Here is a 23,768-nt window from a genome sequence, read left to right on the forward strand (position 1 = left end):
GTGGGATGGCCGGTCCGATAGCCTGGGCGGCGGCGCGTTCGATCATGGACGGCTACGGGACCGGCGGAGAAGAGCTCGGCTGTTGCCTCTTCGCCGGCGACGTCGGGAAACCTCGTCCGACCAGGGAAAAGGCATGGACGCAGCTCCGTCGTTCGGAGCCGAGCTCCGTCGGCTCAGGACCGAGCGGGGTACCTCGCTCGCCGGCCTGTCCGAGCGGACGCACTACAGCAAGGGCTACCTCAGCAAGCTCGAGACCGGCGCCAAGCGTGCGTCGGTGGAGCTGGCGGCAAGGCTCGACGAGGCGCTCGGGGCCGGGGGCCGGCTGGTCGAGCTGATCGCCGCCGAGCACCGGCCGGTCTGCCCGTACCGGGGGCTCGAGCCCTACGGCGCGGCCGACGCCGGGTGGTTCTTCGGCCGCGAGGAGACGACGGCCGACCTGCTCGACGCGGCGGCGGAGGCGCTGGCCGGCCGGCGGCCCGTCGTGGTCGTCGGGCCGTCGGGGGTCGGGAAGTCGTCGCTGGTCCGCGCCGGGCTCCAGCCGGTCCTGGCCGCGGGCGGCCTGCCCGGGGTGGCCGGGCGGCCGGTCGTGACGATGACGCCGACGGCGAACCCGATGGCCGAGTGGCGCCGTTCTTCGCCGGGGGACGGCCCCCGCGTGCTGGTCGTCGACCAGTTCGAGGAGCTGTTCACCCTGTGCGAGGACGAATCCGGACGACGGTTGTTCGTCGAGTCGCTCGCCGGCTTGGCGGCGAGCGGCGAGGGGCTGGTCGTCCTCAGCCTGCGCGCCGACTTCTACGACCGCTGCCTGGCCTACCCGCAGCTGGTGGAGGCCCTGCGGCACCACCAGGTCACCGTCGGCCCGATGACCCACGCGCAGCTGGAGGCGGCGATCGTCGGCCCGGCGGACGCCGCTGGTCTGACCCTCGAGCCCGGGCTCGTCGAGGTCCTGCTGGCCGACGTCGGCGACAGCGCGGCGGGCGCCCTGCCGCTGCTGTCGCACGCGATGCTCGCGACCTGGCAGGAGCGCGAAGGTTCGACGCTGACCGTGGCCGGGTACCGGCGGGCCGGCGGCATCGCCGGTGCGGTCACCTCGACGGCCGAGGAGGCGTTCGGCTCGCTGGATCCCGCGGAACAGGACGCGGCGCGGCGACTGCTGCTCCGCCTGGTGCGGCCGGGCGTGCACGAACAGGACACCCGCCGGCCGGTGCGCCGCGAGCTGCTGCTGCGCCAGCTGCCCGATCAGGCCAAGACGGCGTTGCAGGAGCTCACGGCCGCGCGGCTGCTGACCGTGGACGCGGACGTCGTCAGCATCACCCACGAGGCTTTGCTGCACGCCTGGCCCCGCCTGCGCGAGTGGATCGCCGCGGACCGCGAGGGACTGCGGGTGCACCACCGGCTCAGCGAAGCCACCGAAGCCTGGGAGGCCGAGCAGCAGCACCCCAGCCTGCTCTACCGCGGTCCGCGCCTGGCCCTGGCCGCGGACTGGGCCGCCGACCACGACGACCGGCTCAGCACGGCCGAGCGCGCCTTCCTGACCACGAGCCGGGAGGCGGCCGAAGCCGAGGCGCGGCGCGAACGGCGGCAGACCCGCCGGCTGCGCTCACTGGTCACCGGCCTGGCGGTGCTCAGCGTGCTGGTGGCCGTCGCCGCGACGGTCGCCGTGAGCAAGAGCCGGGCCGCGGACACCGAGCGGGACCTCGCCGTATCGCGCGAACTCGCGTCGGAGGCCAATCAACTGCGGCTGACCGACCCGGAACTGGCCACCCAGCTGAGCCTCGCCGCCTACCGCGTCGCCGACACCCCGCAGGCCCGCGGGAGCCTGCTCGGCGCGTCGGGTTCGACCTCCGTCACCCGCATCAAGGCCCACCCGGGCAGCATCACCGGCATCGCGTTCACCGGTGGAACCGGCTTCGTCACCGCCGGGCTCGACGGCACCACCCGGTTCTTCGAGCTGTCCGGCTCGGGAGACCCGGTCCCGCACGCGGTGGTGCGGGCCGGAGCGGAAACCGTGACCGCACTCGCCGTGGCGCCCGGCCGCGGCTTGCTCGCGACCGCCGACGAGGCCGACGCCACCCGGCTCTGGTCGACCGCCGACGCGGACCGGCCCGCGCTCCTCGGCGCCGTGCCGGGCCAGGGGCAGCCGTCGGCGCTGGCCGTGAACCGCACGGGCACCCTCCTCGCGGCCGGCCGGGAGGACGGCGGCGTCGACGTGTGGGACATCCGCGAGCCCGCCCGGCCGGTGCGCGCCGGCACGTTGCCGCCCACGGGGAAGGCCGTCCGGGCCGTGGCGTTCTCGCCGACCTCGGCGGAGCTGCTGATCGGCGGCGACGACTTCACCGCCCGCCTGTGGGACGTCACGGGGTCGCCGGCCCCGGCCGCGGCGTTCGACACGCACACGGCGACGATCCGCAGCGTGGCGTTCAGCCCGGACGGCACCATGGCCGCCGTGGGCAGCGACGACCGCACGGTCGACCTGTTCACCGTCACCGACCCACGTCACCCGGCGATGCTGCGGCAGCTCACCGGCCACACCAACGCCGTCCGGGGGCTCGCCTTCAGCCCGGACCAGCGGACCGTCGCGACCGCGAGCGACGACCAGACGGTCCGGCTGTGGAACACCGCGGACGCCACGACGCTGACCTCGCTGTCCCAGCCCGCTCCCGCGCGGATCGCGGCGTTCGCCCCGGACGGCGCCACCCTCGTGACCGGCGACGACCTCGGCGGCCTCTGGTTGTGGCACCTGCCGCCGCCGACCTTCGCCAACCGCGGTGGCACGGTGACGGCCGTCTACGACCCGCACCGCCCGCAGCTGGCCTTCGGCGCCGAGGACGGCGAGGTGCACCTGCGTGCGCTGGCCGACCACCGCGAGCTCGGGACGATCGCGGACGGTCCGGGCAAGGTGTGGGCGCTGGCCTACGCGCCGAAGGAGCCGCTGCTGGTGGTCGCCGGGGAGGACCGGGTCACGCGGCTGTGGGACGTCTCGGATCCCGCGCGGCCGCGGGCGGTCGCGTCGCTCGGCGACGCCGCGACCGTCTACACGGCACGGTTCCGGCCCGACGGCCGGCTGCTCGCGCTGACCGGGCTGGACCACGACGTCGTGCTGTGGGACGTCGCCGATCCGGCGCACCCGGTGCGGCTGCCGGACCTGACCGGGCACACCAACGCCGTCAACGGGCTGGCGTTCAGCCCGGACGGCCGCCTGCTGGCCACCGGAAGCGACGACTACTCGGGCCGGATCTGGGACGTGTCGGATCCGCGCCGCCCGCGGTTCCTGGTCCGGCTGACCGACCACAGCAACGCCGTGGCGTCGGTGGACTTCAGCCCGGACGGCACGACGCTCGCCACCGCGTCGGAGGACCACACCGTGCACCTGCTGGACGTCCGGAACCCGGCGCGGCCGGTGCAGGTGGCCGAGCTGACCGGGCCGGCAGACGCGATCTCCCTGGTGACGTTCAGCCCGGACGGGCGGCTGCTCGCGACGTCTTCGGACGACGCGACGGCCCGCGTCTGGGACGTCTCCGACCGGACCCGGCCGCAAGCGCTGGCCGTGCTGACCGGGCATTCCGGGCCGGTGAGCTCGGTGGCGTTCAGCCCGGACACCCGGCAGATCGCCACGACCGGCGACGACCACACCCTCCGGCTGTGGACCATCGGAGCCGACGACGTCGCCGCCCGGATCTGCGCCTTGTCCGGGCCGCCGCTGACGGCCGAGCAGTGGGGGCACTACGTGCCCGACCTGCCGTTCCGGCCGCTGTGCCCGAAGTGAGGGTTTCGAGCACCGTCGAAACCCTGGTGGTCACCGGCGGCGGCCGCCAGGCTGGCGCCATGACGCGTTCCGGACTGGTGCTGTCCGCTGTGCTGCTGCTGTGCTCGGTGCTGACGGCGGCCCCCGCGCAGGCCCTCGACGGGCACGGCGGCTCGAACTACGCCTTTTACCAGATCGACCACGATCCGGGCGGGTGCGACCGCGAGCCCTACGGCGTCGTCAACAGCTACGACAAGGCACCCGCGACGATCGGTGCGCAGCTGCGCCAGATGTACGCGGCGGGGCAGCGCCGCCTGCGGATCCCGTTGTTCCACCAGCACGGCCCCGACTCGGGCACGGTGATGAACTCGACGGGCGGTCACCTGTCGGCGAAGAACCGCAAGAACCTGGCCGACCTGCTGGCCGCGGTGAAGGCGACCGGCTACCAGGAGATCGAGCTCGGCTTCTTCCCGATCGGCGCGGCGGACCCGCACGGCTGGACCCAGTGGAACGAGACCCAGTACCAGGAGAACCGCTCGATCGTCGAGGACGTCCGCTCGGTGGTGCGCGCGGCCGGCCTGCCCTACCAGCTGGACCTGCTCAACGAAGGCATGCCGATGAGCGGGCAGGCAACGCTGCGCGACTACGCGAAGCGGCTGTGGCAGGACTACACCGCCGCACACGGCAAGGCCGACACCGTCGGGTTCTCGATGACCGTCTGGATCGCCGACCGGGCGCGGCAGATCCCGGACGTCTACGGCGGCGACGTCCCGAACGTCTTCGACGTGCACCTGTACGGCGACGACTGGAACGGCGACGAGTACAAGCAGTTCGTCGACGCCCACGACGAACTGGCGGGCCAGGGCTACCACCAGGGCTGGATCATCGGCGAGGCCTACTACGACGACGCGGCGGCCGCGGACGGCATCGCCCGTGCGATCCGGGACACCGGGCAGGTGGTGTTCTACCTGACGCAGTGGCAGCTGAGCCGCGCCGACGGTTGTGCGGACAAGACGGTCGACGTCGCACCGCCGGTGAGCTACGCCCACTACCTGGCCGACGGCTTCTGAGCCGGCCGCAGACGACCCGGACCACTCGTCACCGTGGTACCCCCTGGAGTTCCACCGCGACCGCCGAATCGATCCGCCGGCCGGCCGCGCTCGGGCGGAGCGTGAACAGCACGGATCGGCAGGCTCCTCTCCACGTCGTGACTTGAACCGGCGGATCCTGTCGGTCCCTCCCGTTACGGTCGTGGTGTGGCGTTGCTGGAGGCGTACGAAGACGACGAGTACCTGCCCGAGTACGGGACGCTGGTGGTCCGCGACCGCTACGACCCCGAAGGGCTGGAGCCGCTGGGGAACGAGCTGCTCGCGGAGTTCGCGACCGACGCGCTGTCCGGGACGGTGGCGACGGCCGGGGACGGCTGGGTGCACGGTCACGCAGGCGACCCGTTCCAGGCGGTGCGGCTCGAGGCGCACGATGCGCCACCGTCCTTTGTGCTCGACGAGTGGGAGGACGTCGTCGAGACGCCGTTCCACAGCCGCAGCGGCCGGATCGCCTTGGGTTACCTCACCGGCGGGGAGGACGACGCGGGTCTGGAGCTCGGCCGGCGGGGGTTGTTCCGGGCTCGGGTGGCCCGCCGTGCGGCCGTCGACGGCGAAGAGGGCGATGTCTGGCTCATGCAGTTCTGGCCGTCCGCCGATCCGGGGTTGCCCCGGTGGGTGCGGCGGACCCGCCCGGCCATGTCCGCGCCGGGCTCCGGATGGCACGAGGTGCTCGGTTACGCGGTGATGGATGTCGCGTGGCGCGCCGCCGGGTACGGGCCACCTCGCCCCGATGGCTGGCTCGACGAATCCCTGCAGGGTGACCCGCCGGACGCCGCGATCTGCGCGCAGCTGGGCGTCGAGCGGCCCGAGTCGCAGCGGGACGCGGTGGCGCTGCTGGTCGCGGCCGGGGTGCTCGTGTCCGAAGGGGACGGCTACCGGCTGGCCGAGCCTCAGCCGCGCGCGGCCGAGCGTCTCGACCTGCCCGACCTGCTCGCCGCGCGGGTCGGCCAGGCCGCCGACCGGACGCGCTTCACGTGGGCGGCCGCGGACCTCGCCAGCGTCGCCGCGTGGGGCGGCCCTGCACTGTCCGGCGACCTCGCCGAACGGCTGCTGGTCGCGCCGGGCGACCTGCCCGCCTTGCTCGCCCACGCCACCGCTACCGGGCTGGTCCAGCAGGTCGAGGGTGGGATCGCAGTGCTGCCGCGGCGTGTACCGGAGCCGGTCGTGGTGCCCGCCGCGGTGGTCCGGCCGCCCCGCGCGGCGAATCCGGTGACGTTCGCGGGAGCGCCGCCGCGAGCCGGGGTCGTCGGTGGCAACGGCGACGTCGTGGTGTGGCACCCGGACGGCCCGGTCGTGCTCGGCCACGTCCCCCACCGGTACCGCTATCACGCCTGCGAGACCGTCGCCGGCATCGCGGTCACCACCTCGGGCGGCCCGGGCACGCTGGTGCGCCTGGACGGCACCGCCGAGCCGTTGCCCGCCGATCTCGGGATCCGTCCGGTCCGCAGTGCCGACGGGCGGTTCCTCGCCGGTGTCGAGCACCACGTCGGGCGCCGGTCGTGGGACCGGCCGCACCTGCTGGACGTCACGACCGGCGAGGTGGCGAGCCTGCCGGAGTCGGACGGGCTGACCCGGCGGGCGATCGCGGTTCTCGACGGCGCGCTGTACTACTCGGAAGGTACCCACGCCGGCAGCCGCACGTACCGCTGGCGGCCCGGCTCCGAGCCCGAGCCACTGGGCCCCGACGTCCGGCAGATCGATCCGCTCTCCGGTGCGGCCCTGGAACGCGGCGCCGGGGGAGGGTTCCTGCACACCCCGGCCGGTGACCGGATCGCGATCCCGCTCGATCGGCAGTACGAACTCGCACCCGGTGGTGAGGTGCTTTTCGCGTTCGACTATCCGGCGCATTCGGCTTGGTTGCTCGACGTCGGCACGGACGCACCGCAGGAGCACCCGTTGCCCGAAGGCTGCGACCTGAGCACCGCGGTCCCCGCCGCCCCGTTCTGGGAGACGCCGTCGACAGTGGTGTTCCAGCAGGAGCGGGGCGGCCGGACCCGCCTGGTGCGCTGGCACGTGCGAGCCGGCCGCTTCGACCACCACGACCTGCCGGACCTCGTTGGCTACCGGCCCTTCGCCGTCCGGCCCATCCTTCGCGAGTGAGCCACTTCGGGTGAGTCGTTCGCCGGTCAGGCTTACGGCTGCTTCGGGTACCGGCCGGTCACGGTCACGCCGAAGCCGGTCCCCGGCCGCGTTGTTTTCGTCGGGCTCTCCGAACGTGCGCTTGCCTGTCCATCGCGCGGTCAGAGCTGGACGAAGACCGCCGCGGTTCGAGCGGGGACGGTCACTCTTCTCGTGACGGAGTCGAAGGCCGACTGGTGCATCACGGGGTCGACCGAGCCGGCGATGACCGGGTGCAGGGTGATCCGGGCACCGGGGGGTGCGTCGATGGCCGGTGACGAGGAGGCGGGGGTGGCGTTGAAGACGACGATCACCGCGCGCCAGCGTGGGTCGAGCTCGGTCGTGTCGATCCGCATCGTGATGACGCCGGGTATGTCCCTGGCCGGGAAGGTGATCCGGCGCCGGATCTCGGCGGCGGTGCCGATGGCGAAGGCGGGCGAGGACCGCCGGATGCGGAGGAACTCCCGGAAGCGCTCGTGCGCGGCGGTGATCGCCGTGCGGTCCGGCCGCAGCGCCGGGTCGGACAGCAGTGGCCGGGCGTAGTCCCAGTAGGCACGGTTGTCGGCTGCCGGCGGCAGGCCGGCGCCGAAACCGTTGCCGTCCTCGCAGTTCCACAGTAGACGGTTGAACCAGCCGCCGGAGTTGTAGGAGTTGCGGTCCAGGGACTTGGACCGCAGCCGGTCGCTGCCCGCGAGGACGAAGGCAGCGCCCTGGCCGAGGAGCACGACGGCCAGGGACAGGACCTGCATGCGCACCCGGTCGGCGAGGGTCGTGTCCTGGGGAAGCCGGTGGGCCAGCGCGTCGAACAGGGTCTGGTTGTCGTGGCAGTCGACGTAGGTGATCGCCTCGCCGGGCTCGGCGTTGTATCCGGCGTCGGCCGCCGTGTCGCTCACCAGGTTCCCGGTCAGGCCGATGCTGATCAGCTCCTGGTACCGCAGGAGCCGGGCGCGTTGCTCGGCTCGGCTGCCGTTGACCGCCGCTCCGTTGGGCGCGGTGAACAGGCCTGAGCCGAACCCTTGGGCGCGCGGGTCGGCGTCCAGGGGGCCGCCGCCCCGGACCGCGTCCCGGAGACGATCGTTGAACGTGCCGATCCCGGTGCCGGCCATGTTGTGCTGAGTGGCCTGCACGAACCGGGCATCGCCGGCGACCTCGCCGAACTCCCACCCCTCTCCGTACAGCAGGACGGCCGCGCCGTCGACCGAGGACAGCTTGTCCAGCTCGGCACGCAGGGCCAGCATGTCCGCCTTGGGGTGGAAGCCCATGAGGTCGAACCGGAAGCCGTCGATCTTGTACTGCTCGGCCCAGGTGAGCACGGAGTCGGTGACGAGCTTGGCCATCATCTGGTGCTCGGGCGCGGTGTCGAGGCAGCCTGTCGCCGTGCAGACGGCGCCGTCCTCCCGCAGGCGCTGGTAGTAGCCGGGCACGACTCGGTCGAGGACGGAGCCGGGCTCCTGCCCGCTGGCGTGGGTGTGGTTGTAGACGACGTCCATGACGACGCGAAGGCCGGCTTCGTTCAGTGCGGCGACGGCCGCGCGGAGCTGCTTGATCCGGGCGTGCCCGTCGGGGTCGGTGGCGTAGGAGCCCTCGGGCGCGGTGTAGTGCAGTGGGTCGTAGCCCCAGTCGTACTCGTCTCGGCCCTGGGTGGCGCTGATCCATTCCTGCTGCCGTTCGGAGTCGGGCGGCAGTGTGGTCAGCTCGACCGGCGGTACCGGCGAACCGGTCCGTCGTTCGCGGGTGGCGGCGAAGTCGGAGACCGGCATCAGCTGGACGTGGGTGAGGCCGTCGGCGGCGAGTTCGCGCAGGGCCCGCATCCCCGCGGAGTCGGGCACGGTGAACGCGGAGTACGTGCCGCGCAGGGGCGGTGGGACCGTCGCGTCACACGCGGAGAAGTCGCGGACGTGCAGCTCGTAGATCGACGCCTGGTCCGGCCGCACGACCGGTGGCTTGCCCAGGGTCGCCCAGCCGGGCGGCATCAGCGCCGGATCGGCCAGGTCCACGAGCTGGCTGCGCACCGAGTCCGCGGAAAGCGAAAGGCTGTAGGGATCGGTGACCTCGTTCGTCACCACGGCACGGATGCTCGGCGCGTAGACCGTCACCAGGTAGGTGTAGTAGCACCCCCGCCAGTCCGGCCTGCCGGTCACCGACCAGACCCCGGTCCGGTCGTCGCGCCGCATCCGCACCAAGCGCACGTCAGTGCCCGACGAACTCGCGTAGAGCTTCAGCGTGACCGACCTGGCGGTCGGCGCCCAGACCGCCAGCCGGGGTGTGCCCTCGTGCCAGGTGGGGCCCAGCCGTTCGGCGGTGGCCGCGGCGAACAGGTCGTCCAGCACGCCGGGCAGCTGGACCCCGGTCGTGTCGAGCAGCCGGCCCGAGTCGTCCCGCCGGGTGGCGACCAGCGGTGACCGCAGAGCGTCGCCGAGCCGGCCGAGATCGTCCGCCGGCACCTCGAACGCCCGGAAGGTCGCGAGATGCGGGTATCGGAGCCGCAGCCGGCGCGGCAGCCCGCCGCGCACCGGCCCGAGCGGGAGCACCTCCCGCGCGGCGGCCGGATCGGGGGTGTACTCGAGGGCGCATCGCCCGGAATCCGGCGTGTTCCACACGACCGTGCTCCGGTCGAGCCACTGCGCGAACGCCGTCGCCGGGCTCAGGGGGGTCTCCTGCATGCCCGGTCCTCAGTCCCGCTGGTTGATCAGCTGGCCGATGCCGGCCACGATGCCGACGCAGGCCAGCCAGCCCGCCACCACGGCCACCCACACGTAGGCGAACAGGAGCTTGCCCCAGCCGCTGGTGGCGTCCGGCAACCAGTAGTTCACCTGCCGCAGGTTGACCACGGGGAGAACGAGCTCGTAGGAGTAGGTCCACGGGGCGAAGCACGGGTAATTCGCCACGCAGGTGTTCGCGTCGATCGTCGAGCCTGGGCCGGCGGCCACCGGGATCATCAGGTTGCCGGTCTGGGCGAGCCAGAACATCACCGTGCCGGCGGCGCCGGCGATCAGCAGGGCGATCAGCGGGCGGTGCATCCGGTATCCGTAGCCGACCGACCAATCGAGGAACCAGCTCCACAGTCGTGCCGACCTCGGCAGTCCGCCGTCCTTCCGCCGTCGCCTCTGGTTGGCGATCGCGACGCTGTAGGAGTCATCGACTTTTCCGCACTGCCGGTAGAAGCGGACGAGCTGGTGATACACCTCCGGCGCGTATTCTCCCGCCTTCTCGAGCCAGGTAATCCGCTCTTCGGCGGACATGTTCCCGCCGTCGAACGACTTGACCGTCAAGCCGGCCAGCCGGGTGTCCGGCGGCCAGCTGGGAGGCCGGTCACGCAACAGCCCGAGGGTCGCGAACGAGACATCGGCCTTACCGGGCGTTTCGTGCGGTTGCCAGTCGAACGTGCCACCCACGGTGAGCCGTTGGGCGTCGAGCGTGTCGAACGATCCGTTCTTGCAGTTCAGATCGCACTTCACCGCGGCGTCCTGGAACCCGACCGTCCCCCTGGCCGCGAAGCCCTCGTTGAGGTAGACGTTGCCGTCACACCTGAGCCCACCCGCTTTGACACCGATGTGGCCGCCGTTGTGGAACGTGCCCTTCGTGCAGTTCAGTTCCGTCGCTATCCGGGCGTTGCAGAGGCTGACTTCACCGATCGCGCGGAATCCGTCGTCGAGGAACACCTTGCCGGCGACGAGGCCGTCCATCTTCAGGGCGTCCCGGCCCACACCGTTCTCGACGGTCCCGTGGGAGCAGTTGAGCTCGACGGTGACGGTCGCGCCGACCAGATCCACCATCCCGTCGGCGACGAAGCCGTCGTTGAGCCACATGCTCCGGCAACTGATGCCTTCGGCTCGCAAGGCGGTGCCGCCCCGGTTGGTGAACACGCCGCCGGTGCAGCTCACCTTGCCGGTGATGATGCCGCCGTCCAGGCACACCTCGCCCGTGGCGCGGAGCCCGGTCATGAGCAGCTCCGCACCGGTCCGGATGCCGTTCGCCGTGACCGCGCGCCCGGTCGCGCCGGACAGCGTGGCCCCGGTCAGGTCCACGGTGCCCTCGACCCGCGCGGTCTCCAGCACGAGTTCGCCGAGCAGGGCGCAGCCGTCCTCGAAGAGAACGGAGCCGCCGACGACCACGCCCTTGGCGTCGAACGCCTTCTCTCCGGACCGCAGGAACGAACTGCCCGTACAGCGCAGGTCGCCGCGGACGAGGGCGCCGCGGAAGGAGACTTCCGCGGCGACGCGCACCGTTTCGAACAGCAGATCCCCGCCGACGTGCAGCCGGTCCGCCAGCACCGAGCGCAGTTCACATCCCTTCCAGTGGATTCCCGACGCGGCACGGGCGCCCCTGAGGTCGATCACGTCGGTGAACTCGCAGCCGACGAACCACAGCTCGCGATCGAGCGCCGCCTCGGCCAGCTGCAGCGCGCCGACGATCTTCGCCCCGGTCAGCACATACCGCTTCCCGCCGGACGCCGTCTTGAGGCATTCGTTCTCGACGTCACGCGCCGCGATCTCTCTCAGCCCCGTGCGCGTTCGCCCGTCGCTGCCGTCCACGCGGCCGGCTGTCATGAGGCACCTCTCTCCCGTGGTGGTACGTCACCGTCGCTCGCTCCGCCACCGGCGCGGAGAGGCGAACGGCCCCGTTCGCCACGCCGAACGACCCCACGACGACGAGGCCAAAGTCCCGCCCGGGTTTCCCGATTGGTCCTGCTCGCCGGTCGAGGACGATCAATCGGGACTCGCCGCAATTCTTTCGGTCCTGCGAAATCCGTAGGACGTCAGTGTCGGTGCTGCCGATTTTTCACTCGGCATCCCGCTTGGTCCTGCGTCCTGTGCAAATGTTCCGAGCCGAGCGCTCGGATACGTGAAATGGCTCTGCTGTGGTGATCTTGCGCCACCTGGGTGAGGTCGGGTGAATTCGCCGCGGCGGCGTGACATCCGGTTCCCGGCCGCAACGTCGGTCGTGTACGGTTTCACGGGTCCGCAGATGTGATCACCATGAAAAGGTGCCGGCGTCCCTCCGTGCGTGCATTCGGGGGATCGTATGACTGCCATCGGCGAAATGGGGAGGGATTGCGCTGACCGGTCGATTCGAGGGGTTTCCACTGGCCACCGCGAGCTCGGAAGGTCGTCGTCCGGTGCAACGGACCTTGTTCGCGCCGCTGCGTGACGTGCAACCCGAGAGCCTGTACCACGCGGTCGAACGAGGTGCCGCCGTCGCCGGCCGGACACGTGCCGTGCTGGAGCCGCACACCACGGTGACCACGAACACCTACTTCGGCAGGTTTCCCGCCAGCCACTGGCAGCGCTGGACGCACGTCGACCGGGTCACCGTCCAGGCCGAGGTGCGGGGCGCGGGGCGGATACGCCTGGTCGCGTCGGACAGCGCGGGAGAGGAACGCACTGTCGGCAGCGTCCGGATCTCGGCTGACGAGGGGCAACCGATCGAGCTGGACGCCGCATTGGATCGCTTCGTCGACGGCGGGGCGTTGTGGCTCGAACTCGCCACCGAAGCAGACCGGTTGACCGTCGCCGACGTGCGCTGGCGCGTCGGCGTTCCCGGCACCGGGCGGCCCGTGCAGCTGGTGATCTGCACGTTCAACCGGGTCGACGACTGCCTGGAGACCTTGGCCGCCGTCGCGGCGGACGAAGAGTGCCTGGCCACCCTGGACTCGGTCCACGTCATCGACCAGGGTGACGATCCCGTCGATTCCCGGTCGGGCTTCACGCCGGTGCGCGCCGCGCTCGGTGCCAAACTTCGCTATCTTCGCCAGCCCAACCTCGGTGGGGCCGGCGGGTTCACCCGAGGGCTGTACGAGACCGGCATCGCGCGCACCGGTTCGGTCGATGACCGGCCGCACGTGGTGCTGATGGACGACGACATCGTGCTGGAGCCGGACACCGTGTGCCGCATGACCGGGTTCGCCGACCTCACTGCCAGACCGGTCATCGTCGGTGGCCAGATGTTGCACCTGTTTCATCCGGAAACACTGCACGTGTCGGCGGAACACGCCGACCTGGCCCGGCTCAGGGCCGGCCGGCCCGCGCCGGGCTCAGTGCACGACGCCGACGTGACGACCACCCACCAGGACCTCCGCGTGGACGCCGGGTACAACGCGTGGTGGTCGTGCTTGATACCGCCGCAGGTGACGGCCGACATCGGCTATCCGCTGCCGGTGTTCTTCCAGTGGGACGACATCGAATACGGGTTGCGCGCCCGCGCGGCCGGCTACCCCACCGTGACCCTGCCGGGCGCCGGTGTGTGGCATGCGGACTTCGCCTGGAAGGACTGGGACGACTGGCCCCGCTACTTCAGCTTCCGCAACGCCTTGATCGTGAGCGCGCTGCACGGTGACTTCCCCTCGTGGGGCACCGGATTCCGGTTGTTCACCGAACTGTGCCACGCCCTCACCGCGATGCGCTACGGCTTGGCCTTCACCCTGATCATGGCGGTGGAGGACTTCCTGCGAGGCCCCGGCTGCCTCGCGGATGGCGGGGTCGAGGCCGCCGCGACGATCCGGAAAGCGCGCGCCCAGTACGCCGAGACCGTCCTCCATCCGGCGTACGGCGCACCCGACGTGGAGATCGCGGTGCCCGAGCCGGCTCCGTCCCGGCCCGGCCTGGTGCTGGTCAAGCGGCTGGTCTGGCACCTCGTGGGCCGGTCGCGGGGGCCGGCCGCGATCAGCGCCACCGACGACCACTGGTGGCACGCGTCGCTCTTCGACATGGTGGTGGCCACCGATCCCTCCCAAACCGGGGTCAAGGTCCGCAACCGCGATCGGGCGGCCATGCGCCAGCTGACCCGCAGCGGCCTGCGGGTTCTGTGGCGGCTGGTCCGCCACCGGCGTCGCGTGCGGCACATGTACCGCTCCGCGATGCCCGAACTCACCGGTCGCGCGAATTGGGCCAGGTTGTTCGGCATCGCCGACTGAGCCGGCCCCGTCCACACCTCGCCTCACCCGACTCGCAGGAGGAATGCCGTGGTCATCCGGATCCGCCGAGCACTGCGCGGCCGGCTCTCGAGGAGGATCGACGAGATCGCGGAGCGAATCGCCGAGCGGGTCGGTCGCGAGATCCGCGTCGACGTCGAAAGTGCCGTCCGCCGCGAGACGGCACGGCTCGAGCAGCTGGTGCGCGACGTCGAGTTCCGGGCGCGCCGGGACATCGACGCGGCGGGGGAGCGGCACGCCGTCGCGACCACCGAACAGTTCGTCCGTGCCCACCTGCCGACGGTCACCACGTTCCCGCATCCGCAGGAAACCTTGCACCACGCTCTCGGCCTCGTCCCGGCCGGTGGCATGGTCCTGGAATTCGGGGTGTACAGCGGCAGCACCCTGAAGATGATCGCCAGTGCCTGTGCCGGGCACGAGGTCTACGGGTTCGACTCGTTCCAGGGGCTGCCGGAGGACTGGCGGCCCAATATTCCGGCCGGCGCGTTCACCGCCGACCGGCCGCCCGAGGTCGACGGAGCGGAACTCGTGATCGGCTGGTTCGCCGACACCCTCGGCGGCTTTCTCGACGACCATCCGGGCGAGGTCGCCTTCCTCCACCTCGACGCCGATCTCTACTCCTCGACCAAGACCGTGCTCGACCACGTCGGTCCCCGGCTCCGGCCTGGCAGCGTCGTCGTGTTCGACGAGTACTTCAACTACCCGGGGTGGGAACAGCACGAGCACCGCGCTTGGCAGGAGTACGTCGAACGCAGCGGCACCGAATTCGAGTACGTCTGCTACACCTCGAACAACGAACAGCTCGCGGTCCGGATCACCGGCTGCTGAGCCGGGAGCACACGACGATGTCGCACACGCTGAACGAGGAGAGCGCCGAGGCGCCGACGGCGGACCACGACGCACCTGCGCCGGAGGAGAAGACCCCGCGTCACCGGGAATGGCTGATCGTCGTCGGCGTCGGACTCGCCGCGGTCGTCATGTTCTCCATTCCCTGGTGGCTGCACCCGCTGTTCTACTACGTCGGGGACAACCCGGAATCCTTCACGCCGCTGTGGCACCAGCTGGGCGAGCAGCTCCGGTCCGGTCACTGGCCGGTCATGGATCCGGCCGGCTGGTATGGGGGAAACCACGCCGCCGAAGGCGAGTACTCCGTGGTGAACCCGGTCCAGTTGCTGAACTACGTCGTCGTGTCGTGGTTCGACAACCTGGCCGCCGCGTCGGCGGTGGTGATGGTCGAGTTCCTCGCCCTGCTGGCGATGGGCGTCTACCTGCTGTGCCGGGAGTACGAAGCCGGCCGGGTACCGGCGGTGCTCCTCGGCCTCGCCATGCCCGCGGGTGGCTTCACCCTGTACTACGCGGCGGCCGGCTGGCCGCTCGAACTGATGGCGCTGGTGTGGGTGACGTGGTTCTGGTGGGCGGCGCGAAGGTACGCGCGGAGGCGGCTCAACCCTTTCGTCCCCTTCGTGCTCGGGGCGCTCGCGATGACGACCGGCAATCCGTACGCGGCGTTGGGCGTGCTGGTCGTGTTGCTCGGCCTCACCGTCGAACTGCTGGCCCACCGGGACTTCCGGCGGCTGGCCGGGCTGGCGGTGCTCGGCGTGCTGGTCGGCGCATCCGGGGCGGTGGTGTTCCTGCCGCTGGCCGATGTCCTGGTCGTGACCAGCAGGCAGCACCTCGCGATGATCTCCAACGACGCGTTCCAGGTGCCGCACCTGGGCGACATCCTCGCCTCGAGCGCGCCCACCTACCTACCCGCCGTCGTCAACTGGAACGGCGCGGTGCGGGAGATCCTGCCGTCGACGTACTTCGCGTGGTTCGCCATCCCTTTGCTGCCTTGGCTGCGCTTCGGCGCGTTGCGGCATCCGACACCAGCACTGCGCGGTCTGCTGGCGATCAGCCTGATCTTCCTCGCGCTGGTCGTCGGACCGTCCAACGTGTGGCTGTTCCGCTGGCCGATCCGGCTGATCGAGTTCCTCTACCTCGGCCTCGCGGTGCTGATCGCGACGCTGCTCTCGGCCGGCCTGGCCACGACCCGGGTACGCGCGCGGGCCGCCACGACCGTCGTGCTGGTCGCGGCGGGCGGCTACCTGTCCGTGGCGATCAGCCCGGAGATCCACTGGACCCACGCCGGTGCCACGGCGGTCGTCCTCGTCCTCGTGGGTGGGGCGCTCCTGGTGCACCGGCGGTTCGGATGGCGGCCGTTCGGCGCCGTGCTGGTCGCGGGCACGGCGATCGTGCTGGCGTACCAGACCGCCACCGTGCCGGTGACCGGGCCGAGCGGTCCGACGCGACCGCCGGTTTCGGTGTCGCAGGTCCGGCAGCACACGACCTTCGCCACCGGCACCGTGCTGCAGCTGGCCGAGCAGCAATCCGTTCGGACGCAGGACTACGCCGACGGAGATCTGCTGTTCGGCAACGAGAGCATCCTGCGCGGGCACGAGACGGTCAACCGCTACAGCGGCATCGGGTTCGACGCGCTCAATTCGGCCCTCTGCATGAACTACAAGGGCGTCACCTGCGCCGACGCGTTCGGCCGGCTGTGGCAACCGGTGGCCGGGACCACCGTGCCGCTGGTCGACGCACTGCGCGTGCAGACCCTCATCCTGCAGCGGAGCCTGCTCCCCGCGGTGGTCGATCAGCGCCCGCCGGCCGGCTGGCACGTGGCGGCCAGCGACGAGGTGCGCACCGTCTGGGTCCGTTCCGCACCACCGCCGTACCCCGGGCGAGTGTCCTGGGCTTCGCCGGGCGTGTCGGTTCAGGCGGCCGAGGCGAACCCGGACGAGGAGACCGTCACTTACCAGGCTCCCGCCGACGGCGGCCAACTGCTGTTCGCCCGCCTGAACTGGCCGGGTTACACGGTCGCCGTCGACGGAGGGGATGGCCCGGCAGCGACCGTCCGCGAGAGCGGCGCCGGTCTCGTCGTCGTAGACGTGCCCCCGGGTCGGCACGTCGTGCGCCTCGAATTCCAGGAACCCGGGTTGCGCATCGGTCTCTGGATCCTGCTGGTGGTCACGGTGCTCGCGTCGGCCCAGGCGATCATGACCGGAATGTCTCGTAAGCTGATTCGTCGCCGTCCGACAATGGGAAAAGCACGTGGTGGATCGGCTGCGGACCGAGTTGGACAATCCGGAGTTTCTTGACACGGTGACTGGTGCCACGGACGCGCCCACCTGGCGAAGATCGAGGCCGGATGGGAGCTGGGCCGCCAGAGTGGCGCGTTGGCCTCGGAGGTGGGCACAGCCGGGCGGTTTGACGGACACGGAGTGGGAGGACGCCCGACAGGGAGTCGTCGAGAGCAGGGGAAGCCTTCGGATCCGATTCCCGTAAGGCGCCATCAATGTACGAGCCAGGATCCGCCTGCAGAAATACCATTCTCGGACGAATTCGTGGCTTCGCAGGAGACTGAGCCCTGGGACGGTCGGCGCCGAGGCTTTCCGGCGGGGCGAGCCGGCTGCTGCACACCGTCCGCGGTGTCGGGTTCGTGCTGCGGGTGCCGTGAAGCGCCGCGGAGAGCGCCGGATGCTGCTGCGCAGCCGCGTCGCGCTGATCACCGCGTCGATCGTCGCGCTCGCGATCGCGTCGATCAGCACGGCGACCTACGTGGCCACGCAGCACAACCTGCGCGCGCAGCTGGACGAGATGCTGCTCAGCGGCTGGCCGCCACCCGGTGCGCAGGACCCCGCCCTGCCGAAGCCGGACTGGGCCGACCTGTGCCGGGCGGTGAACCAGGGCCGTCCGCTGCAGCGGTTCCTCGAAGGCGTCCAGCTGCTCAAGGCCGACGGGACGACGTGCTCGCCCGCCGGGGTGGACTCGGTCGTCCTCGAGTCGTCGGACCGGACGACGCGGACGGTGACCCTGCGGGACGGCTCCACGCAGTCCGGCACGCCGGTGCGGGTCCTGCTCGGACCGGTCGGCGACGGGAACGTCCTGGCCATCTCGCGCAGCCTCGCCGAGGTGGAAAGCACGCTGGCCGGGCTGCGCACCGTCCTGGTCGTGGTGTCGGTGCTGGGTGCGGCGCTCGCGGCCGCGGCGGGCCTGCTGCTCACCCGCCGGACGCTCGAGCCGATGGCGCGGCTGACCGGCGCCGCCGAGGAGATCGCCCGCACCCAGGACCTCGAGCTCCCGGTCGCCGTGTCCGGCCGCGACGAGGTCGGCCGGATGGGCCGCGCGTTCGCCGCGATGACCGGCGCGCTCGCCGAGTCCCGCCGTCGCCAGCGGGCGCTGGTGGCCGACGCGGCCCACGAGCTGCGCACCCCGCTGACCAGCTTGCGCACCAACATCGACCTGCTGGCCCGCAGCGAGCGCACCGCCCGCCCGCTGGCGGAGGGGCAGCGCGCCCGGACGCTGGACCGGCTGCAGGTGCAGGCGGAGGAGCTCGGCGACCTCGTCACCGAGCTCGTCGTGCTCGCCCGCGACGAGCACGAGCTGGAGCACGCGGACGTCGCCATGGCCACCGTCGTCCGGCAGGCGGTCCGGCGGGCTTCGAGCCGCGCGCGGGACCACACGTTCGACGTCGAGAACGTCGAGTGGTCGGTCCGCGGCGACGCGGGCGCGCTGGAGCGGATGGTCCTCAACCTGCTCGACAACGCGATCAAGTTCTCACCGGCCGGGTCGGTGGTCACGGTCCGCTCGGCGCCGGGCCGGATCTCCGTCGCCGACGACGGCCCCGGGGTCGCCCCGGCGGACCGCGAACCCGCGTTCGACCGGTTCTGGCGCGCCCCGGCGGCACGGGCGCTGCCGGGATCGGGGCTGGCGATCGTCGCGGAAACCGCCGCCGCCCACAGCGGACGCGCCCGGTTCGAGGACCCGCCGGACGGCCGGGGCGCGCTCGTGGTCGTCGAACTGCCGGCCTGACCAGGTCGTCTCGAACGCTGAACCGGTCCTTGCCACGCTCGCTAACTAGCATTATGTTACTAACAACTCGCTAGTTAGGAGCCAATGTGGGCTGCAACGAGCACCGGCACCCCCGGTGGGTCCGGCCGGGACCGCACCAGGTCCGCACTCGCGAAACCGCCGAGCTGACGACGGCGGACGGGCAGCGGGTCGCCGTCTTCACCCAAGAACCGGAAACCGCCGAGCCGAAGCCGGTCGTCGTCCTGTGCCACGGGCTGGGCGGGAGCCACCGCGGGTACGCCGGTCTCGGCCGGCACCTCGCCTCGCACGGCTACGCGGTGCTGCACCCCCAGTTCCTCGACGCCTTCGAACTCGCCGGACCCCGGCTCGGCTTGTCCGAAGTGGACGAACGAACCTGGGCCGCGGATCCCGTGGCCAAACAGAAGATGCACGCGTTGCTGTTCGACCCGCGGCATTGGCAGTCCCGGGTGGCGCGGGTGCACGCGGTGCTCGACTCGCTCGGGCCGCGAAGCGCCGGCGTCCTCGTCGCCGGGCACTCGTACGGCGCCTACACCGCCCAGCTCCTGCTGGGCACGCGGCTCACCGGGTTCGGGCTCGACGGCACGGATTTCGGTCACCCGGCCGTCGCCGGCGGGATCCTCCTGTCGCCGCAGGGCAGTGGGGACCGCGGGCTGACCGGAAGTTCCTGGGCGGGTGTCGAGCGGCCGCTGCTCGTCGTCACCGGCACGCGGGACTTCGGCGCCCGCGGCGAGGGCGTCGCCTGGCGCCGCGAGCCGTTCGACCGGGCCCGCTCCGCGGTCAAGCACCTCGCCGTCGTCCGCGACGGCGACCACCAGCTCGGCGGGATCCCGGCGCACGACGACCGGACCGGGCCGGTCGCCGCCGCGATCTCCGCCGTGGCGGCGGCTTTCGCCGACCACGTCCACGGCGACCGCGCCGCGGGTGCGTGGCTCGCGGCCGGGCCGTTCCCGACGCTCTTCGAGCACACCCACCAGGAGGAGACCGCATGTCCGACGTCGTGATCAGCGCGACGGGCGTCGAGCGGACGTTCGTCGCGCGGGGCCACGCGGTCCACGCGCTCGGGCCCGTCGACCTCATCGTCGAAAGAGGACAGTTCGTCGCGATCGTCGGCCCGTCCGGCTGTGGCAAGTCGACCTTGCTGCGCATCGTCGCCGGGCTCGCCGCGCCGTCGGCGGGGGAGATCGTGATCGACCGCGCCGACGGCGATTCGCCGCTGTGCTCGATGGTCTTCCAGGACTACGGGATCTTCCCCTGGAAGACGGTGCTCGCCAACGTCCGCCTCCCGCTGGACATCGCGGGTGTCGCCCGGCCCCGGGCGAACGAAGTCGCCCGCGACTGGCTCGAACGGGCCGGCGTGGCGGGCTTCGAATCCGCTTACCCCGCCACGCTTTCCGGCGGCATGCGGCAGCGCGTCGCGCTCGCCAGGGCGTTCGTCGCGAACCCGGAGATCCTGCTGATGGACGAGCCGTTCGCGGCGCTCGACGCGCAGCTGCGCCTGGTCCTGCAGCAGGAGCTGCTGCGGGTGTGGGAGGCGCACCGGCGCACGATCCTGTTCGTCACCCACGCCATCGACGAGGCGCTGCTGCTGGCCGACCGCGTGGTCGTCATGTCCTCGCGACCGGGCCGGATCCTCGATGACATCGAGGTCCCGTTCGCCCGCCCGCGCACCCGGGCCGCGCGCGCCACGGCGGAGTTCGGTGCCCTCGAAGACCACATCTGGCGGCTCCTGAAAGGTGAGGTGGAAGAACGTGAGCACGCTCATGACGTCGCATGACCGGCTGGGTGGCCGCGAGCTCGTGCGGCGGACCCCCGGTGCCGCCGAGCTCGCGCCCCAGCGCCACGCCCGGCGCCGCCGCGCGATCACGCTCACCCTCGCCTGGGCGACGCCGATCGTGCTGCTCGTGGCTTGGGAGCTCTCCGCGAGGTTCGGCACGCTCGACACCCGGTTCTTCCCGGCGCCGAGCACGATCTGGCAGGCCGGCGTCCGATCCGTCCAGGACGGCGTGATGACCGGCGCGATGCTCGACACCCTCCGCAAGCTGCTGATCGGCTACGGCACCGGCGTCGTCGCCGGCGTCGCGCTGGGTGTGCTGCTCGGCCTGTCGTGGATCGCCCGCGCCGCGCTCGAGCACACGCTGGTCGCGCTCTACACGCTGCCGAAGCTCGCCCTGTTCCCGGTGTTCCTGCTCGTCTTCGGCCTCGGCGGCCTGCCGCAGATCGTGCTCGTCGCGGTGTCGGTGTTCTTCATCGTGGTGCTCGCCTCGACGACGGCGGTGCTCTCGGTCGAACAGGGCTACCGCGACGCCGCGGAAGTGCTCGGCGCGAAGCGGACGCAGCTGCTCCGGCACGTCATCCTGCCCGCCGCGCTGCCCGCCATCGCGACCTCGATCCGCCTCACCGCGGGCATCGCGATCCTGGTGATCGTCGGGATCGAGATGGTGTCCGGCGACAGCGGCCTCGGCTACCTGATCTTCCAGCGGTCCCAGGTCTTCGACCCCGGCACGATGTACGCCGGCGTGATCGTCGCCGGGATCATCGGCGTGGCCTTCACCGGCCTCGTCAGCCTCGCGCTCAAGTTCGCCGTCCCGCAGCAACGGCCGCGTCTGCGCCGCTCCTGATCCACTCGGTCCCTTCGCCGGCAGGAGAGCCATGTCCGGAAACCACCCCCTTCGCCTGCTCTGCGCCGCCGTCGCCGCGGCCGGGCTCGTCGCCACCAGTGCGTGCGCACCCTCGTCGCAGCAGGACCAGGCGAGCGCCGCCAAGCAGGTGTCCGTCCTCCCGGCCGGCCTGAGCCTGGCGGGCAAGCCCGGCGCACCCGCACCGAAGCCGCTCGGGCAGCGCGCGTCGCTGAAGGTCGGCATCCCGTCCAAGCTGGAGCTCGAAGCGCCGGCGCTGCTCGCGCAGACCTACGGCGAGTTCTCGAAGGAGAACCTCGACGTCACGTTCGTCACCGACACGGTCCCCAACCTGCTCACCCTGCTGGGCCAGAACAAGATCGACCTCGTCTACGCCGGCGCCCAGGCCCTGGTCTTCAACGCACTGCGCCACGGCGTGCCGATCCGCTGGGTCTCGGGCGTCGCTTCGGCCGCTCCGGACAGCGGTGTGTACATGAGCACCAAGTACGGCACCAAGGCGGCGGACTTCGACCCGGCCACGCTGAAGGGCAAGAACATCGGCGTCAACCCGGGCGGACTGGCCGCGCCTTCGGAGTACGGGCTCTACGAGCTCATCACCAAGGGCGGTCTGAAGCCCAGCGACGTGCGGATGACGCCGTTCAGCGACCCCGCCGCGATGGTGCAGGCGTTCAACAACGGCTCGCTCGACGGCGCGACCCTCGGTCCGCCCTTCACCGCGAGCGTCAAGCCGGGCGTCGCCTTCCAGGCCGACGGCGGCTACCCCGACACCATGCAGATCGCCGGCTACTTCGCGACGACCGAACTGCTCGGCGCGCATCGCGACGCGGGGGTGGCGTTCTTCCGTGCGGTGGAGCGGACGGTGAACACGCACCTGTCCGGCGACTACCACCAGGACACCGAGGTGATGACCAAGATGGCACAGCAGCTCGGCACCACCGTCGAGACGCTGCGGATCGCGCCGTCCGTGCCGTTCGACTTCAACGTGCCCGCCCAGTCGGTCGCGAGCCTGCAGAAGATGTACCAGTCCGTGCCGGGCACGCTGCAGGTCGACCCTCCGGTGAAGCCCGAAGAGCTGATCGACCTGTCGCTGGTGATCGATGCGGCGCAAGGCAAGTGACCGTGGGCAAGGAGGACACCACACGATGAGCGACGCGTTGGCCGGCATCCGGGTGCTCGACGCCGCGACCGTGCTCGCCGGCCCGGTCTCGGCGACCATCCTCGGCGACTTCGGCGCCGACGTGGTCAAGATCGAAGACCCGGAGGTCGGCGACTTCACCCGCGGCGGCGGGCGTTCCCCCGGCTGGCTGCAGGAGGGGCGCAACAAGAAGTCCGTCGCGCTCAACCTCCGCACCCGGGAGGGCCAGGACCTGCTGCACCGGCTCGTACCGCACTTCGACGTCGTGGTCACGAACTTCCGCCCGCCCACGCTCGAGCGCTACCGCATGCTGCCCGAGCACCTGCGGCCGCTCAACCCGCGTGCGGTGCTGCTCTACCTGACCGGGTTCGGCCTGACCGGGCCGTACCGCGACCGCGGCGCGTTCGACCGGATCGCCAGCGCCTACAGCGGACTGACGTACGTGACCGGGGAACCGGAGCGTCCCCCGGTGCGCAGCGGGTACAGCGTGATCGACTACATGAGCGCCTACCTCGCGGCGTTCTCGGTCGTGTCCGCGCTGTACCACCGCGATCTCGGCGGCGGCTCGGGCCAGGTGATCGACTTGGCGCTGTACGAGGCGGCGCTGCGCTCCAGCGAGGATTCCGTCACGGCGTACGGGCTCGACCGCCGGGTGCGTGAACGGCTGGGCAACAAGAACCCGGCCATCGTGCCGGCGTCGGACTTCGTGACCTCCGACGAGCGGCGGGTGTCGCTGCACGCCGGCACGGACTCGTTGTTCCACCGCCTGGCCGCGGTGATGAACCGGCCCGGGCTGGCCGAGGACCCGCGGTTCGCCGACCGCGCCGCGCGGATCCGCCACCAGGACGAGCTGTACCCGGTCATCGGGGCGTGGGTGTCGCGGCTGACGGCCGACGAGGTGGTGAAACTGCTCAGCGACGCCGACATCCCGGCGTCGCCGATCATGAGCGTCGCGGACCTGATGAACGATCCGCACTGCCGGTCCCGCGGCTCGGTCGTCACGGTGCCCGACGAGGAGTTCGGCGAGATCCCGATGGTCGCGCCGCTGCCGCACCTGAGCGCCACGCCGGGCACCGTGCGCTGGGCCGGCACCACGCTCGGCGCGCACACCGACGAGGTGCTCGGGGCGCTGCTGGGCCTGTCCGGCGGGGACATCGCCGCCCTGCGCGACCGGGGTGTGGTGTGAGCGATCACTAGGATTGGATCCGATTGGCACCGCCAG

Annotated in this window: 14 protein-coding genes; 12 read left to right on the forward strand and 2 right to left on the reverse strand. The window is 71.6% G+C overall.

Features of this window, described 5'->3' with window-relative positions:
* Positions 1–133: 133 nt before the first annotated feature.
* The 3 genes from QRX60_RS30140 to QRX60_RS30150 all read left to right on the forward strand — a co-directional run bounded on the left by QRX60_RS30140 (position 134) and on the right by QRX60_RS30150 (position 6,951).
* Positions 134–3,766 carry an nSTAND1 domain-containing NTPase gene (locus QRX60_RS30140; RefSeq protein WP_285994802.1) on the forward strand — a complete coding sequence of 1,211 codons (3,633 nt, stop codon included), beginning with the start codon at positions 134–136 and terminating at the stop codon, positions 3,764–3,766.
* 59 nt (positions 3,767–3,825) lie between these two features.
* A complete protein-coding gene (locus QRX60_RS30145; protein WP_285994803.1) occupies positions 3,826–4,815 on the forward strand; it encodes a hypothetical protein in 990 nt (329 codons plus the stop codon).
* 186 nt (positions 4,816–5,001) lie between these two features.
* Complete coding sequence (locus QRX60_RS30150) at positions 5,002–6,951, forward strand: hypothetical protein (protein WP_285994804.1); 1,950 nt, start codon at positions 5,002–5,004, stop codon at positions 6,949–6,951.
* Positions 6,952–7,091: 140 nt separating this feature from the next.
* Here QRX60_RS30150 and pulA read toward each other — a convergent pair whose 3' ends face one another.
* Positions 7,092–9,632, reverse strand: coding sequence for a pullulanase-type alpha-1,6-glucosidase (pulA, locus tag QRX60_RS30155; protein ID WP_285994805.1), 2,541 nt, complete (start codon positions 9,630–9,632; stop codon positions 7,092–7,094).
* Between the two features lie 9 nt (positions 9,633–9,641).
* Positions 9,642–11,519 carry a hypothetical protein gene (locus QRX60_RS30160; RefSeq protein WP_285994806.1) on the reverse strand — a complete coding sequence of 626 codons (1,878 nt, stop codon included), beginning with the start codon at positions 11,517–11,519 and terminating at the stop codon, positions 9,642–9,644.
* A gap of 569 nt (positions 11,520–12,088) precedes the next feature.
* On the opposite strand from QRX60_RS30160, the gene QRX60_RS30165 reads away from it, so the two are divergent.
* From QRX60_RS30165 to QRX60_RS30205, 9 genes are all read left to right on the forward strand, one after another.
* A complete protein-coding gene (locus tag QRX60_RS30165; protein ID WP_285994807.1) occupies positions 12,089–13,882 on the forward strand; it encodes a glycosyltransferase in 1,794 nt (597 codons plus the stop codon).
* Between the two features lie 48 nt (positions 13,883–13,930).
* Positions 13,931–14,728, forward strand: a complete 798-nt coding sequence (locus QRX60_RS30170) for a class I SAM-dependent methyltransferase (protein ID WP_285994808.1) — start codon at positions 13,931–13,933, stop codon at positions 14,726–14,728.
* Between the two features lie 17 nt (positions 14,729–14,745).
* Positions 14,746–17,040 carry a glycosyltransferase family protein gene (locus tag QRX60_RS30175; RefSeq protein WP_285994809.1) on the forward strand — a complete coding sequence of 765 codons (2,295 nt, stop codon included), beginning with the start codon at positions 14,746–14,748 and terminating at the stop codon, positions 17,038–17,040.
* A 355-nt stretch (positions 17,041–17,395) separates the two neighbouring features.
* A complete protein-coding gene (locus QRX60_RS30180) occupies positions 17,396–18,754 on the forward strand; it encodes a HAMP domain-containing sensor histidine kinase (RefSeq protein ID WP_285994810.1) in 1,359 nt (452 codons plus the stop codon).
* Between the two features lie 86 nt (positions 18,755–18,840).
* Positions 18,841–19,776 carry an alpha/beta hydrolase family protein gene (locus QRX60_RS30185; protein ID WP_285994811.1) on the forward strand — a complete coding sequence of 312 codons (936 nt, stop codon included), beginning with the start codon at positions 18,841–18,843 and terminating at the stop codon, positions 19,774–19,776.
* Positions 19,761–20,549, forward strand: a complete 789-nt coding sequence (locus QRX60_RS30190) for an ABC transporter ATP-binding protein (protein WP_285994812.1) — start codon at positions 19,761–19,763, stop codon at positions 20,547–20,549. Before QRX60_RS30185 ends, QRX60_RS30190 begins: the two co-directional genes overlap by 16 nt.
* Positions 20,524–21,393: an ABC transporter permease gene (locus QRX60_RS30195; RefSeq protein ID WP_285994813.1), complete on the forward strand. Its 870-nt coding sequence runs from the start codon at positions 20,524–20,526 to the stop codon at positions 21,391–21,393. Before QRX60_RS30190 ends, QRX60_RS30195 begins: the two co-directional genes overlap by 26 nt.
* 31 nt (positions 21,394–21,424) lie before the next feature.
* Positions 21,425–22,528 carry an ABC transporter substrate-binding protein gene (locus tag QRX60_RS30200; protein ID WP_285994814.1) on the forward strand — a complete coding sequence of 368 codons (1,104 nt, stop codon included), beginning with the start codon at positions 21,425–21,427 and terminating at the stop codon, positions 22,526–22,528.
* Between the two features lie 25 nt (positions 22,529–22,553).
* On the forward strand, positions 22,554–23,732 hold the full coding sequence (locus QRX60_RS30205; RefSeq protein WP_285994815.1) for a CaiB/BaiF CoA transferase family protein: 1,179 nt from the start codon (positions 22,554–22,556) through the stop codon (positions 23,730–23,732).
* Positions 23,733–23,768: the final 36 nt, after the last annotated feature.

This window comes from Amycolatopsis mongoliensis (assembly GCF_030285665.1).
GTDB lineage: Bacteria > Actinomycetota > Actinomycetes > Mycobacteriales > Pseudonocardiaceae > Amycolatopsis > Amycolatopsis mongoliensis.